This is a genomic window from Streptomyces sp. NPDC051567 (assembly GCF_044454165.1).
In the GTDB taxonomy this organism is placed as follows: domain Bacteria; phylum Actinomycetota; class Actinomycetes; order Streptomycetales; family Streptomycetaceae; genus Streptomyces.
Genome location: NZ_JBITDK010000007.1, coordinates 233376 through 249651 on the forward strand (window position 1 = coordinate 233376; position 16276 = coordinate 249651).

Consider the following 16276-nt stretch of genomic DNA (forward strand, 5'->3'; position numbering starts at 1 on the left):
CTCAACTATGGAACCGTCACACCCTAGCGGACGATCACCCAAACCGGACGGACCGCACCGGCGTGGCGAACGGGTGACAGCAACAGCGACCAGCGACCAAGGAAAAGCGACTGAGACCTTTCAGTCGCTGCTTCAGTCGCTGAGAGAAAACCGCAGATCAGACAGGGTGCAACTACCAAAACAGCGACTGAAGCGACTGAAGCCTTCTATCTATGACACGCACACGCACACGCGAATGTCTTCATATACCGGAAGTTGAGTCGCTTCGGTCGCTGTCTCCCCAGCATTGCCCCTCTGACCTGCAAAGATACCCAGCGACTGAAGCAGCGACTGAACACCTTCAGTCGCTGTTCTGTTCAGTCGCTGCCCTTCCGGGCTCCAGCGACCGAAGCGACCGAAGCGACTCAAGCGACCGAACCCCGTCCACGAAAGTCCGAAGCTGCCCGGCGCCTTCCCGGTGGGCCCGGTCGGGCCGCGCCCGGCAGGCACCGCGCCCGGCGGTGGGGGAGTGGCGGTCGGTCGGGCGGTGGGCAAGCAGGGCTCCTCTTCGAGCTTCCCCCTGGTCAAAGGGTCGGTCGGCGTCCGAGGGGGCCCTGCACTGCCTCGCCTCGCAGGAAATGATCTTGAACATCAGCGTGTGATGCGGGCCTTCGCGGGGTGGTTGCGAAACCGGGGGTGGCGCCTTCCGCGCGTTTCCGGCTCTGCTCCGCTTCATGATCACGGACAGGGGTCCTGACCTCACATGGAGAGGGGATTATCAGCCAATGAGATCCAGCCAACAGGTGGTCAAAAGCTATTAATACGGAGAAAAAGGTGTGCGAGGGGGAGTTGGCTCCCCCTCGCACACCCTGATGCTTCCTTGACGCTGCGCCGCCTGCTTTCCTGCCCGCTCTCCTACGCGAGTCCCGTTGTCAGTGGTGCCTGGCAGAGTCGGAGACACCCCCGACCAGAAGGGCCGACGATGACCAGTGCACCGGTTCCCCAGCACTACGCACCGACATGGGGCGGCGACATCCGTACCGCTCCACCGTCGGTGGGCGACGAGCGGGAACTCCTGAGTTCCTTCCTCGACTGGCACCGTGCGACCTTCGAGCTCAAGTGCTCGGGCATCCTGCCGGAACTCCGTTCGGAACGGGCCGTGGCCCCGTCCGGGATGTCCTTGCACGGCCTGGTCCGGCACCTGGCCGCCGTCGAGCGTTGGTGGTTCCGAATCCAGTTCGCCGGCGAGGACGTCCCGATGCTCCACTACTCCGACGAGGACCCCGACCAGGACTTCGCGGACCTGACGGGCGACTCCGAAGAAGCCCTTGCCCTCTGGCGGACGGAGTGCGGTCGCTCCCGGGAGATCGTGGCCGCAGCTGCCACGCTGGACGAGGAGGGCACCAGGAAAGCGACCGGCGAGCCCTTCTCGCTCCGCTGGCTCCTGGTGCACCTCATAGCCGAGTACGCCCGCCACAACGGCCACGCGGACCTCCTGCGCGAACGCCTCGACGGCGCCACCGGCGTGTAGGGGGAGGGGAGGCACGGGTGGGTCACCACGGTCGCACCGCTCCAGGCACCTGACCGAGACCACGGTGCTCCGCCGGGTGCCAGCCTGCGCCAGCAGGACGGAAGACGACGCCGCGTGCCCCGTGCACGTGTCAAGAACCTGCGGTCGTGCTTGACCCTGGCGGGTGACATCCGGGGGCGGAAGCCGGGTTCTGCGGGGCAGCCCGTGTCCGGCTCCCCACAATGGCGCGATGAGGAGATTCACCCGTATGGCCTGGACCGCCGTCCTGGCAGCCGCGAGCGTGGCCGCCGTGGGCGCCGGACCGGTCTCCGGGCACGGTCCGGAGCGGGTGGCCCCCGGCGTGTCCTACCGGACGTTCACGGTGCCCACCACGCACGGCAGCGCCAACGTCCATGTGGTGGAGGCCGATCTGCGCCACCCCGGGGTACGGACCGGTCTCCTCCACCCCGGGACGGTCTCGGCGAGGGAGCCGGTCTCCCGGATGGCGGGTCGTCAGGGCGCGGTGGCCGCCGTCAACGGGGACTTCTTCCACATGGTCGAGACCCAGCACCCCGGAGTTCCCGCGACCGGAGCCCCCTCCGGCCCCGCCGTCGCGGACGGGTTCGCGCTGAAGGCCGCGGTGCCGGAAGGCCAGCGCTTCGGCTGGGCGCCACCGTCCGGCGACAGCGCCGAGGAGGTGTTCGGCGTCGGTACGGACGGCAGGGCCCGCGCCGGCCGCCTGCGGCTGGAAGGCCGGGTCCGCGTCCCGGACGGGGAGTTGCCGCTCGGGGGTCTCAACCAGTACGCGCTGCCGGTCGGTTCCATCGGACTGTTCACCTCCCGGTGGGGTTCCGCTTCCCGCGCCCGCGCCGTGTGCGGCACGGACACCGTCCGCGCCGCCCCCTGCACGGACGACGCGTACGAGGTGACCGTGCGCCAAGGCCACGTCGTCTCGGCCTCAGCCAAGCCCGGTACCGGCACCATCGACGCGGACACCCAGATCCTGCTGGGCCGTGAGAGGGGCGCCGAGGCGCTGCGCGGGCTGGTTCCGGGGACAGCCGTCGAGGTCCGCCACCACCTCGCTTCCACGGCTCCCGTCCCGTTCCGTTTCGCCCTGGGCGCCCACTTCCTGGTACGCGGCCACCGCGAGGTGGCCGGTCTGGACACCCGCACCGCGGAACCCCGTACGGCCGTGGGGATCGCCGGGGACGGCAGCACGCTGTACCTGCTCGCCACCGACGGCCGCGAAGGAACCTCCACCGGGCTGACCGTCCGCGAACTCGCCGGCGTGATGCGCTCACTCGACTGCGCCGACGCCCTCTACCTGGACGGCGGCGCCTCCTCGACCCTCGTCACCCGCGACCACACCCACGGCGGAACCGTCGTCCGCAACCATCTCCAGCAGGGACAGGAACGGCGCGTACCCAACGGCATCGCCGTCTTCTCCCACTGACACCTGCCCCTTCGACCACCCTTCTGAAGCACCTCCCTTCTGAAGCACCACCCCTTTGACGCACCAGCCCATGAGGCCGGAAGCACCCACCCGGAGGCCCACCGTGCGAACCCACGACGGAACCCGCCTCCCCGGCGTCCCCCGGACAGCGCTCGCCCTCCTGCTGGCGCTTGTGCTGGCGTGCACGGTGCCCGCCTGCGGTGTCCGGACCGTCCGGGCTGCCGGACAGACGGCCGCCGGGGCCCGGGCCCCAGCCCCAGCAGTTCGGACGGCATCCTGGAGAGTGGATTGCGCGGTGGCCCGCTGCGTGGCCCTGACCTTCGACGACGGTCCCTCCCCGGTCACCCCTCGGTTGCTGGACACGCTGGCGGCAGCGCACGTACGGGCCACGTTCTTCGTCGTCGGACGCCAGGTCCGGGCCCGGCCGGAGGTGGTCCGCAGAGCCCTGGCCGAGGGCCACGTCCTCGGCAACCACACAGGGAGCCACGCCCGCCTGACCGCGCTGGACGCCGATCAGATCCGGCAGGAGATCACCGCAGGCGCCGAAGCGGTCCACCGGGCGACGGGCGTACGCCCCACCCTGCTGCGCCCGCCGTTCGGGGCGTTCAGCGCGACCGTGCGGCAAGCGGGTCACCCCCTGGTGCTCTGGGACACCGACACCCTCGACTGGCAGTCCAAGGACGCGGCCGAGACCGTACGCCGCGCCCTCGACCGGGTAGGTCCCGGCTCGGTGGTGCTCATGCACGACACCGAACCCAGTACCGCCGACGCCCTGCCGGAGCTGATCGGACGACTGCGCGGCGCCGGCTACACGCTGGTGACCGTCCCCCAGCTCTTCGGCCTCTCCGCTGCTTCCGTCCCCTCCGTCCCCTTGAGCCCCTCTACCCACTTCACGAACGGCGCCGATTACCGCAGACGCCCCGCCACAGGAGTCCCGACGCCCCACCCGAACACGGTGACCTGGCGCCACCGGCCCGACGGCTGCTCGGCCCGGTTCCCGGACGGGTGCCCGGACGCCGAGGTGCTCGTTCCGTCCCCGGTCCCCGGCGTCTGCTACCCCACCGACCGTCCCGGCTTCGCCCTGCGCAACGAGACGGTCGGCGAGGTCGAGCTCTACCGCGACACCGGATGCACCGTCCGGGCCGCCACCCTCCACCCCGGCGACGAACAGTACGGCGACCTCCGCGGCTTCCTCCTCCGCCCCGCCCCGGCCGGATGACCGCGCCGGGGCAGGACGTCAGCCGGATACCGGGTCAGCTGAACGCGACATCGGCGGTCAGCGTGGACCTGGGGATGGGGTCGCCGGTACCGAGGATCACGGAGAGGCAGTTGTCCACCACCGGCTGGTCACTGTCGATGTTCAGGACTGCGGTCAGTTTCTCTCCCGCGAGGCGGGACGAGGCCCCGGTGACGGTCCCGGTGAGCGTCCCGGCCCCGTCCACCTCGGTGACCGCGATGCCGGTGACCGTGCTGCCGGCCTGGGTCCCGTCCCTCAGGTTCCAGGTGAACGTCGCGGAAGACCCCGCCGCCAGGGCCGGCGGGGGCAGCGGGCTGCAGCTGAGCCTGGAGAAGAGCAGCGTGGCGCTGAGGGACCCGCCCACGACGGCCGCCCCGCCGGTGCGCGAGTCGACACAGTTGCTCACCGTCCCCCCGATGGCCACGGTGGTGGCCAGGGCACTGGCCGACAGCGGCGGGCTGAAGGTGACGGAGGCGTTCACGGTGCAGTTGAGGATCTCCGGAACGGCGGCTGACGCCGGTGCCGCCCAGGCGGCCGGGAGCTGACCGGCGGACAGTACGGCCAGTGCGGCGAGCACGGTCGTGACTCTTCGACGCAGGAACATCGGTGCAACCTCGTTTCGTCGGTCCGGGACGTACGTCACCCCGTGGCCCGGCAGCGAGTCCCCACCGGACAACGAACCACCGCCTGACGGCCGGGTCCCCCGCCCTCACCCTGTGGCACCCACCCCTACCCCGCATCCCCTACACCCCCTGAGAGTGACACCTGCCCCCCTACCCGCCCCGCACTTTGCGTTCGCGGGGAGCACGGAGACCCGTTCGGTCCGCAGTGGTGCGCGTAGGGACCATCCCCGCGTTCGCGGGGAGCACAGGAGGTGACCTGCGGTGTTATGGGGAGGCTAGGGGGTTTCACTTACTAGTGCCGACTCGGACATAACAGCCTTAAGCCTCTTTGTCTGTCTGGCGGTGTCGGGGCGGTGTCCTGTCGGCCTCACCCTAGTGCGGTGACCGGAAAGGTTTGCCGGTGAGCCCGCGGCGTCCGGTGCGACTGCGTTCGCTGCGCTCACTTCGTCTCGGCTCTTGCCTTGATCCTTCGGATGCCGAGCGCATCGCAAGGCGGAGGGGCGCCCGTATGTACTGGACGTACGTGGGCGACCCGACAACATCGCGAGGTGCCGTGCCGGGCGTCGCGGGCCGGTGAACCTTTCCGGTCACAGCACTAGCTACGGGTGCATGCCGCCGGGGTGGAACCGCTGGGTTCGGGTTTCGGGTGCGCGGAGGTGTTACTCCGTTCCGTCCGGTGGGGCGGACCAGAGGTGGGAGAGGGTGTCCAGGACGAGGCGGCAGATGGTGTCCGGGTCCGCGCTGGCCAGGGGTTCGCGGGCGGCGCTGGTGCGCATGAGGCCTATGCCGAGGAGCCAGGCCATGGCCAGGTCCGCGCGCAGGGCGCCGTCCTCGGCCCCGGAGAACGCGGCCAGGGCGTTCTGGTACCCCTTGCCCAGTTCCCGCAGGGTTCCGGCGGCCTCGTCGCCCCGCCCGACGGACTTGAGGTAGACCTCCAGGGAGCGGTCGGCCGCCCCGGTGGCGCTCTGGGTGAGTAGCGAGCGCAGGGAGGTCTCGAAGAGGTCCTCGGGCGGTGTCGAGCGCAGTTGTTCCAGCCCGCCCCGCGCGACGACCTCGGTGAGGAGCCCCTGCTTGGAGCCGAAGTAGCGGAAGAGGAGGGCCTGGTTGGCCCCGGCGCGTTCGGCGATGGCGCGGACCGTCGTCCTGTCGTAACCACGTTCGGCGAAGAGGTCCTGCGCGGCTTCGAGCAGCCGGAGCCGGGTGGCGGCGGCGTCCCGGCGGTGCTCTCCGGCCCGTCGGCGGGGGGCTTCGTCCACGCTGATGGTCCTTGCTGCCGGTGGTCTTCGCGAATGGCCCGTCAGGATAACGGCTGTAAAGCGTCGTTGACCGTTCCCGTGGCCGGACCTACGTTGTAAGCAGATGCTTACAACGTAGGAGACCATGGTGACGACCGCTGACACGAGTACCCCCCTCGCCTATCCCTTCAACACCGCCGACGGGCTCGAACTCGCCGACGAGTACGAGCGCGTACGCGACCAGCCGGGCCTGTTACAGGTCCAGTTGCCGTACGGCGAACCCGCCTGGCTGGTGACCCGCTACACCGATGCCCGGTTCGTCCTGGGCGACCAGCGGTTCAGCCGGGCCGAGGCCCTCACGCGCGACGAGCCACGGCAGTCCGAGGGCCAGTCCGGCAGCGGCATCCTCACGATGGACCCGCCCGACCACACCCGGCTGCGTTCCCTGGTGGCCAAGGCGTTCACCGTCCGTCAGATCGAGAAGCTCCGGCCCCAGGTCCGGGCCCTCACCGCGAGCCTCCTCGACGACCTGGAGGCCGCCGGACACCCCGCCGACCTGGTGGACCTCTACGCGCTGCCGCTGCCGGTCGCGGTGATCTGCCGGATGCTCGGGGTACCGCTGGAGGACCGCCCGCGCTTCCGGGTGTGGAGCGACGCCGCGCTGTCGACCAGTTCGCTCACCGCCGCCGAGTTCGAGACCAACATCGAAGAGCTGCGCGCCTACATGGCCGGACTGATCGACCTGCACCGTAAGGACCCGCAGGACGACCTGATGACCGCGCTCATCGAGGCCCGGGACGAGGGGGACCGTCTCTCCGAACGGGAACTCGTCGACCTGTGCGTGGCGGTCCTGGTCGCGGGACACGAGACCACCGCGTCGCAGATCCCGAACTCCGTCCTCACCCTGCTGGACCACCCGGACCAGCTCGCCCGGCTCAGGGAGAACCCCGAACTCGTGGCGGGCGCGGTCGAGGAGCTGCTGCGTTTCGTCCCGCTGGGGAGCGGGGCCAGCCAGCCCCGGTACGCGACCGAGGACGTGGAGGTCGGCGGCACCCTCGTCCGGGCCGGTACCCCGGTCCTGGTCGCGATCGGCGCCGCCAACCGCGACGCACTGCGGTTCACCGCCGCAGGCACCTTCGACATCGCGCGTGAGGGCAACCAGCACCTCGGATTCGGCCACGGAGTCCACCACTGCCTGGGGGCCCCGCTGGCCCGGCTGGAACTCCAGGAGGCGCTGGCCGCGCTCATCACCCGCTTCCCCGGGCTGGCCCTGGCCGGGGACGTGACCTGGAAGTCCGAGATGCTGGTGCGCGGTCCGCGCGTCATGCCGGTGCGGTGGTGACGGGCATGACCTGGAACGTACGCGTCGATCCAGAGCTGTGCCTGGTCTCGGGCATGTGCGCGGGGGTCGCCCCCGAGGTGTTCGCGCTGGATGCCGAACACGCCCGCGCGCGGGAGGAGGACATCGAGCCGGACGAGCGGGTCCTGCTGGCCGCCGAGATCTGCCCGGCCCAGGCGATCACGGTGCACGAGGGGAACAGGGTGATCGCCCCGCGCCGCGACTGAGGTACCGGAGGGTGAGGGAAGAGGGAGGAGCGACTGGTGCCTGACGTTCGGCGGTTCCGTCCCCGTCCCCATCCCCGCCCCTGCCCTCCGTACCCACGTGTCCCGGCCCGTCTTCCTGCCCCAACTCCCGTTCCGATAGGGCCGTTCGGGTGAAAGGCGGTCATACCTCCGGGTGTGGCCGCCTCTTCGGGCGCACGAGCCGTGTAAAGAGTGGCAGATTCGCCATCGACCGTTTCAAGACAGTTGGTAGCGCAGGAGTAGTTGATGAACCGCCGGAGTCACTCCGTCCTTGTCCAGACCACCACTCTCCGGACGGCCGCACTCCCAGCCCTTGTCGTTCCGGTCGGCGGGGTCTTCGACTCGGGACGGGCGGCCGAAACGGATGTGACCTCCTCTTCGTCCCCGTGCCGTTCTTCTCTCCGCTCCCTCTGCCGTCGCCGGGTTCCCGGCGGACGGGGCTTCCTGAACGGGCCTGTGGCGGAAGGAATCTTCTGGCACTTCCGCCACCGTGCGGTGGACGGCGGTCCAGCGGTGTCCAGGGCCCGCCGCGCTGGTAGTGGCGGCTGCTGCTGCGGTCATGACGGACGCGGCGTGCGGCCGGGGACGGGGTTCCGCGCCCTGTAGTCCGTTGCCGGGCATGCGGACCGGTGCCGGCACCGGTCTTGCCGGGGTGCTTGCCGTCCGTCCGCTGTCCGTGGTCTGTCGACACTCCGGGGCCTGGTGCCTGGTGCCCTTCGGTGTTCCCCACCTGTCCGGGCGGCGGCCGTGCCTCCCGCCCGTATCCACCTGACCCACCACCTGCCGTGCCCCTCACCCGGCGTACCACTCACCCGGCGTACCACTCACTCCCCATGCCTCCCCATGCCTCCCCATGCCTCCCCATGCCTCCCCATGCCTCCCCATGCCTCCCACACGTTGATTCACGGAGAACTTGCTGTGCCCGCTCCTGTATCTGCTTCCCCATCTGCTTCTGTGGCTCCTTCTGCGGCTGCTCCGGTGCCTCTTCAGGCTTCGCCCGCTCGTCTGCCCTCTCTGACCAGCCTGCGTTTCTTCTTCGCACTGGGTGTCCTGCTGTGTCACATGGCGTTCATCCCAGGGTTCTTCGCCGGTGCCGCGACCAGTCCCCTGACCATGGTGGAACCGCTGGCGACCGGCGCGGTCAGCGGCTTCTTCGTCCTCTCGGGGTTCGTTCTGACCTGGGCGTACGTACCGGGCGAGCGGTTCCGGTCCTTCTGGCGCCGACGTTTCTGGAAGATCGTCCCCAACCATGTCCTCGCCTGGTCGCTGGCGGTTCTCTTCTTCGCCGTGACCACTGCCGTGCCACCGACCGTCATGCACGTCGGCGACAGTCCCGGCGCGGCCCTCGCCAGCCTGTTCCTGGTGCAGACGTGGGTCCCCGACGGGGGCTGGTTCTTCAGCTTCAACGCTCCGGCCTGGTCGATCTCCTGCGAGGCGTTCTTCTACGCGCTCTTCCCCGCCGCATTCGCCCTCCTCCGCAGGATTCCGGCCTCCCGGCTGTGGCGGGCATGGGCCGCCTTCGCGGCCGTCACGCTCCTGCTGCCGCTGCTCGCCACGGCCATCCCCGGGCCGCCGCTCTACGACTGGATTCCCGTCAACCGGAACAGCGTCTGGTTCATCTACGTCTTCCCGCCCGTCCGGATGGTGGAGTTCTGCCTCGGCATCCTCACCGCCCGCCTGGTCCAGGCCGGCCGCTGGCCCCGCATGCGCCGTGTGTGGACCGGTGCCCCCGTCCTGGTCATGCTTCTGGTCCTGCCGTTCCTTCCCATCCAGTACACGCTCGGGATGGCGATGGCCGCTCCGCTCGCGCTGGTCGTCGCCGCGCTCGCCCTCGCCGACATCGAGGGTCGTTCCCGGTACCTGCTCAGCCCCCGGCTCATCACCCTGGGGGAGGCGTCCTTCGCCCTCTACATGATCCACTTCCCGCTGATGCTGACGGTTCGTCATATGCTCGGTGTGGAAAGGACTTTCACCGCTGCCACCGGCGCCGTGATCGTCATCGGCCTGTTCGTGGCCTCCATCGCACTGTCACTGGTGGTCCACCGGTACTACGAACTCCCGCTGATGCGCCGCTGGGCCCGCCCCCGTGCCTCCGTCGGCCCAGCCCTGGCCGAGAGCCTCGCGCTGGGGGCGCCGCTCCCGGACCGGCGGGAGCAGCGCGTCTTCGCGGGCCACGCGATGTCGGCCGCAGCCTCCGCGACCTCGAACGCCGACGGCCCCCACGCCGCCCGCGACTTCACGCACCGGCCCCGCTAGTGCGGTGACCGGAAAGGTTCACCGGCCCGCGGCGTCCGGCACGGCACCTCGCGGTGTTGTCGGGTCGCCCGAGTACGTCCAGTGCTACGGGCGCCCCTCCGCCTTGCGATGCGCTCGGCATCGGAAGGATCAAGGCAAGAGCCGAGACGAAGTGAGCGCAGCGAACGCAGTCGCACCGGACGCCGCGGGCTCACCCGCAAACCTTCCCGGTCACCGCACTAGGTCGTCTCGGCGGTGCGACGCGAGTCCCGCCTCGCTCCGCCCCGTCCCGCTCGGGCCTGTCCCGTCATCCGGCGGCGTCTCCGGGAGGGGCGGGGCGGGTCAGGGTGAAGGCTGAGCGGGTCACGGGTCAGAAGGCCGGCCGGTCGTTGATCTCGACGATGCGGAGGTCGCCGAGCCGCACCGTGTACCAGACGTCCCGGCTGCCACCGCCGCTCCAGCGCTCGGTCAGCCGGACCGAGGCGAAGCCGTGCTCCTCCGCCTCCTGGCGCACGGACCAGTCCACCGGGACGTTCTGGGCGCGGAAGACCGGGTCGGCGCCGTGCCTACGGGCCCAGGCGTCGAGCCGGGGTTGGAGCTGTGGGACGAGATACCGCCCGCGGACCTGCCGGGGGCTCTCGCCGGACTGGCCGAGGACGGCCCGCCGGTAGTCGGAGAAGAAGAGGTGGACCTGATGGGAGGCCGGGGTGCCGGCCCGTACGGCCGGTGGGGACGAACCGGAGACACCGGCCGGCAGCGCGGTGGCCCCGGTGGCGGTGGAGACCAGGCCGCCGATCGCGAGCAGTGCGGTGGCGCCGACGAGAGCGGCGCGCAGAGTGATGGTCTGATTCATGGCAAAAATTCCACCATTCAGTGGCGAATCCTGCCTATCGCTGAAATGGGTGGTTTACCTGGAATTCGGCGCGCCTAGCGAGCCCTTGTGGAGAAAGCCACCACCGGGCTGCCCCGGCCCCCGACCGGCCCTCCCTGCCTCCGGCGGACCCCGCCCGTCCGGTTCGGGCACCTCCCGGTGCGCCCTTTCCGGACTCCGGTTCTGGGATAGCCTCTGGCCCGGCTTCGACCGCGACCACCTGCACCGAGTAAGGGACAGGCATCGCCCGCGAGAGCCGTTCCGGCTGTCCGGAACGGCTCCCACCCCCCCCGTCAGCGACCGGTCCCGGCCACCTCGGCGTACGTGCCGACCAGGTGGCGCCCGCTGGTTGCGGGACTTCCCGGAAGCGGCCGAAGGCCCTGAGCGACCAGCAGATCCCCCGTACCGCCACCCCACCTCACCCCCACCCTCCCCACGAGGTCAGCATGAAATCACTTCCTTCGTCAGTGACATCTCGGGACGAATCCGCTTATGTCAGCACACCCCAGGCTTCGATGGACGAACGGCTCCGCGAAGGCCGGCGCGCGATCGTCATCGGCGCGGGCATCAGCGGACTGCTGTCCGCCGCCGCGCTCGCCCCGGCGTTCCAGGAGGTCCTCGTCCTGGAACAGGACCCCCGTGTCCCCGCGCAGAACCCCGGCCCCCGCCCCGGCGTTCCCCAGGGCCGCCACCCGAACATCCTGATGATGCGCGGGGCCCAGGCCATGCGGGATCTGCTGCCGGGCCTGGACGCGGCGCTGGTCCGCGCGGGTGTCCGGTCCCACGACACCGGGCACGTCGTCTTCTGCGCGGGCGAACGCACCTCCCCGCCGCGTTCCTTCGGACTGCCCGCCCATTCCGTCAGCAGGCCGGTCCTGGAGGAGTGCATCCGCGCCGAGGTGAGTGCCCTGCCACAGGTACGGATGGAGAACGGCGTCCGTGTCGTCGGCCTGCACACCACCACGGGCCGCCGCGTCGCCGGAGTGGCCGTCGCCGCTCTCCCCGGCGGCGACGGCACGCGCCACCAGGGTGAACCCGAGGTCCTCCACGCCGACCTGGTCCTCGACGCGAGCGGCCGTACGTCCCAGGCGCACCACTGGCTGCGGAACCTGGGCGTGCCCGCGCCGAGGACCGAGATCGTGGACGGCCAGGCCGGTTACGTCACCACCTGGCTCACCAGCCCCGGCCCGCTCACCCCGGCCCGTCCGATGCTCTACGAACTCGGCAGCATCTCCCGCATCGGACGGGGAGCCGCCGCCGTCCGGGTCGAAGGCGGCCTGACCGTGCTCGCCGCCTTCGGCCGCGGTGAGGACCGCCCGCCCGCCGACCGGGCCGGGTTCCTCGCCTTCCTCCGCAGCCTGGACAACCCCCTGCTCGACGGGGTCGCCGCCGGTCTGGGCCCCGGCGAACCCCTCTACCGCTACGCGCGGCTCCCCAACCGCCGCCGCCGTTACGCGATGCGCAGCTGGCCCGCCGGACTGTTGGTCCTCGGCGACGCCCTGTGCCTGCTCAACCCCGTCTACGGGCAGGGCATGACCGTCGCGGCCCTCCAGGCCGTCCTGCTGCGGCGGCACGGGCCGGGCCTGCGGCACGATCCGGGCAACGTGCGCCAGGTCCAGCGTCTCCTCACCCGCCAGACCACCGTTCCCTGGCTCACCTCCACCGCCCAGGACGCCCGGTGGACGAGCACGCCGCCCTTCTACACCACCGCGATCGCCTGGCTCCTGGACCGCACCCTCGACCGGGCCATCGACGACGAGCACGCCCACCGCGCGATCCTGGAGACCATGCACATGGTCAGCCGTACCGCCCTGCTGCGCCCCCGCACGCTGGCGGCCCTGCTGAGGCCGGAGAAGAGCGGCAGGGCGTGACCACGGGCGGTGAGGACCACGTCGACCACGCCGGCCATATCCGCCATGCCGGCCACGGCGCGGTCCTCACCCGCCCGCCCCGCCCCGCCCGCCCTGGCCGTGGTGGGGGCGTTGTCAGTGGCCGCTGCCACGATGGTGGGGAAGGACACGGCCAGGGGTGGGGTGGGAGAAGTGGGACGACAAGCTCTCGCGGACGCGCTCGACGGCGCGTTGACGGAACGGCTGCTGCCGGACTCGGCGCTGGAGGCGGTGGGACGGTGGCTGTCCGCAGACGGTGTTCCGTACCTGACGGGCGTCGGGGGACATGCCGTGACGTATGGTCCCGCGCGCTGGGCGGGCATGGAGCCGTGGCCCGGCCCGTCCCCCGGACGGTCGCACACCGGGGCCGCGACCGTCAGCCGGGCCCACGCGATACGGGCCGGGTCGGAGGCCGGGCTGGCGCCGACGTCCGCGAAGGCCGTGTCGGCCTGGATCTGGTCGGACGGCGGCTGGACGCCCCACCGCTACGGGGTGTACCTGCGGTGGATGACCGCCGCCGCCGGGCAGCTCGCCGCGTCCGGGGCCGCCCCGCCCGATGCGGGCCCGGACCTGCTGGAACTGGCCTTCTTCCACGGGGCCTGGGAGCCGGCGGCCCGACCGGCGGAGGACCCGCGCGACGGTGCTCCGCCCCGGGTACGGGCGGGGCCGGCGCGCACAGCCCGGGAGATCGGGCCAGGCCGGGCCGGGGCGCGCTCCGTACACACATCGGTGGGACGGCTCTGGGCGGCACGGATGAAAAACCGGGGCGTACGGGTCCGGTCCGTTACACACGGGTGCGGGAGCGGGTACGGGTGTCCCGTCGGGCCCGTCAGTTTCCCGAGCCCGCCCTCAGAACCCAGACCCGGAGGTCCGTATGCCCCCCGGCTCCCGCGCACGGAACTGTCCCTTCGACTACGCCGAAGCACTGGAGTTCGACCCGGTGCTCAGGCAGTTCCTGGACGACGAACCCGTCGCCCGGATTCGGCTGCCCTACGGCGAAGGGGACGCCTGGCTGGTCACCGGCTACGACGACGTGCGGACCGTGACCACCGACCGGCGTTTCAGCCGCAGTGCCGTCATCGGCCGGGACTTCCCGCGGATGACGCCAGAGCCGATCGTCCAGGCCGAGGCGATCAACGTCATGGACCCGCCGGCCAGCAGCCGTCTGCGCAGCCTGGTGTCCAAGGGCTTCGCACCGGACCAGATCGAGCGCATGCGCCCGCGCATCCGGCACGTGGTGAACGGGCTGCTGGACGGGATGGCGGAGGAAGGCTCGTCCGCCGACCTCATGGAGCACCTGGCCGGACCGCTGCCGCTGATCACGATCTGCGAGATCCTGGAGATCCCCGAGGCCGACCACGCCCGGCTGCGCGGTCACGCCCGGACGATGATGGACATCGGCATCGACAACCGGGACGACGCGGTACGGGCCAAGGCGGAGCTCCGGGCCTACTTCACGACCCTCACCGCGCAGCGGCGCGAGCACCCCGGCGAGGACCTGATCAGTGTGCTGGCGTCGGCCCGCGACGGCGACGAGCTCCTCGACGACCGGGAGCTGAGCGTCATGGCCATGGTCCTGCTGATCACCGGTCAGGACACGACGACGTACGAGCTGGGGAACCTCTCCTACTCCCTGCTGACCAGGCCCGATCTGCTCGCCCGGGTGCGGGAGCACCCGGAGACGCTCCCGCAGGCGATCAACGAACTGCTGCGCTTCATCCCGTTCCGCAAGGGGGTGGGCATCCCCCGGGTGGCCACCGAGGACGTGGAGCTGAGCGGGGTGACGATCAAGGCGGGCGACATCGTCCACGTCTCCTACCTGACGGCCAACCGGGACGGCCGCAAGTTCGACCGGCCCGACGAGGTGGACCCGGAGCGCACCAGTCCGTCGCACATGGCCTTCGGCTGGGGCGCGCACCACTGTCTCGGCGCCCCGCTCGCGCAGGCCGAGATCGAGATCGCGATCGGGACGCTGCTGGAGCGTTTCCCCGGGCTCGCCCTGGCGAAGCCCGCCGAAGAGGTGCGGTGGAACACGACGTCGATCTGGCGTTACCCGCTGGCGCTGCCCGTCATCTGGTGACGTCCGGGGCAGGTCCCGCCGGGTGTGCCGGCCGCGGGTGCCCGCAGGCCGCCCGGGCGCGGGCGACCGAGGTGCGCCGGTGATCCGCCTGTCGTAGATTGAGTGGGTCGGCCCGGAGATCGAACGGGCCGGCCCGGAATCCCAGCCTCGCGCCCGGACCGTCCGGCGGCCACCGCGAGAACAGCCCTCAGCGGCCGGGACGTCCGCCCCTTCCCGGGAGAACCGCCTCCGCGACGCCTCCCTGTGCCCGTGCCGTGCCCGCGTCGCCGTGCCCGCGCCGACGCGTGCGTGCCGGGGCGGCCGTGCCCGTACCCGTGCGTTCCTCGGTGTGCTGTGCGGTGCGGGTGCGCGGGCAGGTGTTCCGTCCGCCCGTGTGGACGGACGTACCCCCGTATCTATGGACGTACCCCGCGTGGACGGACCTGTGCCCGTGGCGGCCCGCCGCCGACCGGTGGCCCCGTGGGTGGGCCCGGCTCGTACCGGGGACCCGTACCGGACCAGCGTCCGCTAGGAGAAGAGTCCCATGGCAGTTCTGTGCAAACCGGCCATAGCGGTCCCCGAGTACGTCATCACCAACGAGGAAACCCTCGACCTGGCGAGGCGGCTGCACCGGGGCAACCCCCAACTGGACCTGGCCCTGAGGCTGATCGAACACACCGGGGTGCAGAAACGGCATCTGATCCAGCCCATCGAGGCCGTACTGAAACACCCGGGGCTGGAAGCCCGCAGCATCCTCTACGAGTCGGAGTCCAAGGCCCGTGTTCCCGGTGTGGTCTACCGGGCACTGGCCCAGGCGGAGCTGGAACCGCGCCAGATCGACCTGATCATCTACGTGTCCTGCTCCGGATTCATGATGCCGTCGCTGACGGCATGGCTCATCAACCAGATGGGATTCCGTTCCGACACGCGGCAGCTGCCGATCGCCCAGCTCGGCTGCGCGGGGGGCGGCGCGGCGGTGAACCGGGCCCACGACTTCTGCACGGCCTACCCCGACGCCAACGTCCTCATCGTGGCCTGCGAGTTCTGCTCGCTGTGCTACCAGCCCACCGACGTGGGCGTGGGGTCGCTGCTGTCCAACGGGCTGTTCGGCGACGGGATCGCCGCCGCGGTGGTCCGTGCGGAGCCGGGCACCGGCATGAGTCTCGAACGCAACAGCTCCTACCTGATCCCGCACACCGAGGACTGGATCTCCTACGCGGTCCGCTCCACCGGCTTCCACTTCCAGCTCGACAAGCGGGTGCCGGGGACGATGGAACCGCTCAGCCCGGCGCTGCGTTCCCTGGCCGAAGAGCACCGGTGGAACGTCAGCAAACTGGACTTCTACATCATCCACGCGGGCGGTCCGCGCATCCTGGACGACCTGAGCCGCTTCCTGGACGTGCCGCCCGAGGCGTTCCGCTTCAGCCGCGCCACGCTCACCGAGTACGGCAACATCGCCAGCGCGGTCGTACTCGACGCCCTGGCCCGGATGTTCGACGAAGGCTCGGCCCTCGACGGCCACCAGGGCCTGCTGGCGGGCTTCGGCCCGGGCATCACCGCCGAGATCTCCCTGGGCACCTGGACCTCCCCGACCTCCTGAC

12 protein-coding genes are annotated in these 16276 nt (G+C 70.9%); 9 read left to right on the top strand and 3 right to left on the bottom strand.

What is annotated here, in order from left to right; translation table 11 throughout:
* Positions 1-961: 961 nt before the first annotated feature.
* The 3 genes from ACIA5F_RS11530 to ACIA5F_RS11540 all read left to right on the top strand — a co-directional run bounded on the left by ACIA5F_RS11530 (position 962) and on the right by ACIA5F_RS11540 (position 4161).
* Complete coding sequence (locus tag ACIA5F_RS11530; protein WP_399351711.1) at positions 962-1510, top strand: DinB family protein; 549 nt, start codon at positions 962-964, stop codon at positions 1508-1510.
* Positions 1511-1739: 229 nt separating this feature from the next.
* Entirely contained in the window at positions 1740-2942 is a 1203-nt protein-coding gene (locus ACIA5F_RS11535; protein ID WP_399351713.1) for a phosphodiester glycosidase family protein, read from the top strand.
* A 295-nt stretch (positions 2943-3237) separates the two neighbouring features.
* Positions 3238-4161, top strand: a complete 924-nt coding sequence (locus ACIA5F_RS11540) for a polysaccharide deacetylase family protein (RefSeq protein ID WP_399351715.1) — start codon at positions 3238-3240, stop codon at positions 4159-4161.
* A 34-nt stretch (positions 4162-4195) separates the two neighbouring features.
* Here the strand turns inward: ACIA5F_RS11540 and ACIA5F_RS11545 are convergent, their stop codons facing one another.
* Both ACIA5F_RS11545 and ACIA5F_RS11550 read right to left on the bottom strand, forming a co-directional pair.
* Complete coding sequence (locus tag ACIA5F_RS11545) at positions 4196-4756, bottom strand: hypothetical protein (RefSeq protein WP_399351717.1); 561 nt, start codon at positions 4754-4756, stop codon at positions 4196-4198.
* A gap of 705 nt (positions 4757-5461) precedes the next feature.
* Complete coding sequence (locus ACIA5F_RS11550; protein ID WP_399351719.1) at positions 5462-6058, bottom strand: TetR/AcrR family transcriptional regulator; 597 nt, start codon at positions 6056-6058, stop codon at positions 5462-5464.
* A gap of 127 nt (positions 6059-6185) precedes the next feature.
* Here ACIA5F_RS11550 and ACIA5F_RS11555 point away from each other — a divergent pair, with 127 nt between their 5' ends.
* From ACIA5F_RS11555 to ACIA5F_RS11565, 3 genes are all read left to right on the top strand, one after another.
* On the top strand, positions 6186-7379 hold the full coding sequence (locus ACIA5F_RS11555; protein ID WP_399351768.1) for a cytochrome P450: 1194 nt from the start codon (positions 6186-6188) through the stop codon (positions 7377-7379).
* 5 nt (positions 7380-7384) lie between these two features.
* Entirely contained in the window at positions 7385-7603 is a 219-nt protein-coding gene (locus ACIA5F_RS11560) for a ferredoxin (protein ID WP_399351721.1), read from the top strand.
* An 891-nt stretch (positions 7604-8494) separates the two neighbouring features.
* Positions 8495-9877 carry an acyltransferase family protein gene (locus ACIA5F_RS11565; RefSeq protein WP_399351723.1) on the top strand — a complete coding sequence of 461 codons (1383 nt, stop codon included), beginning with the start codon at positions 8495-8497 and terminating at the stop codon, positions 9875-9877.
* Between the two features lie 349 nt (positions 9878-10226).
* Here ACIA5F_RS11565 and ACIA5F_RS11570 read toward each other — a convergent pair whose 3' ends face one another.
* On the bottom strand, positions 10227-10709 hold the full coding sequence (locus ACIA5F_RS11570; protein ID WP_399351725.1) for a hypothetical protein: 483 nt from the start codon (positions 10707-10709) through the stop codon (positions 10227-10229).
* 533 nt (positions 10710-11242) lie between these two features.
* Here ACIA5F_RS11570 and ACIA5F_RS11575 point away from each other — a divergent pair.
* The 3 genes from ACIA5F_RS11575 (at position 11243) to ACIA5F_RS11585 (ending at position 16275) form a co-directional block, all read left to right on the top strand.
* The gene (locus ACIA5F_RS11575; RefSeq protein ID WP_399351727.1) at positions 11243-12598 is read left to right on the top strand and encodes an FAD-binding monooxygenase; all 1356 of its coding nucleotides are present in this window, start codon (positions 11243-11245) and stop codon (positions 12596-12598) included.
* An 892-nt stretch (positions 12599-13490) separates the two neighbouring features.
* A complete protein-coding gene (locus ACIA5F_RS11580; protein WP_399351729.1) occupies positions 13491-14696 on the top strand; it encodes a cytochrome P450 in 1206 nt (401 codons plus the stop codon).
* Positions 14697-15219: 523 nt separating this feature from the next.
* Positions 15220-16275, top strand: coding sequence for a type III polyketide synthase (locus ACIA5F_RS11585; protein ID WP_399351731.1), 1056 nt, complete (start codon positions 15220-15222; stop codon positions 16273-16275).
* The last annotated feature ends 1 nt before the right edge of the window (position 16276 follow it).

Bases quoted from the DNA above. Each gene is read 5' to 3' on its own strand.
- ACIA5F_RS11565 (WP_399351723.1), top strand. From the start codon at position 8,495: ATGCCTCCCCATGCCTCCCACACGTTGATTCACGGAGAACTTGCTGTG.
- ACIA5F_RS11535 (WP_399351713.1), top strand. From the start codon at position 1,740: ATGAGGAGATTCACCCGTATGGCCTGGACCGCCGTCCTGGCAGCCGCG.
- ACIA5F_RS11560 (WP_399351721.1), top strand. From the start codon at position 7,385: ATGACCTGGAACGTACGCGTCGATCCAGAGCTGTGCCTGGTCTCGGGC.
- ACIA5F_RS11580 (WP_399351729.1), top strand. From the start codon at position 13,491: ATGCCCCCCGGCTCCCGCGCACGGAACTGTCCCTTCGACTACGCCGAA.
- ACIA5F_RS11585 (WP_399351731.1), top strand. From the start codon at position 15,220: ATGGCAGTTCTGTGCAAACCGGCCATAGCGGTCCCCGAGTACGTCATC.
- ACIA5F_RS11575 (WP_399351727.1), top strand. From the start codon at position 11,243: ATGGACGAACGGCTCCGCGAAGGCCGGCGCGCGATCGTCATCGGCGCG.
- ACIA5F_RS11530 (WP_399351711.1), top strand. From the start codon at position 962: ATGACCAGTGCACCGGTTCCCCAGCACTACGCACCGACATGGGGCGGC.
- ACIA5F_RS11570 (WP_399351725.1), bottom strand. From the start codon at position 10,709: ATGAATCAGACCATCACTCTGCGCGCCGCTCTCGTCGGCGCCACCGCA.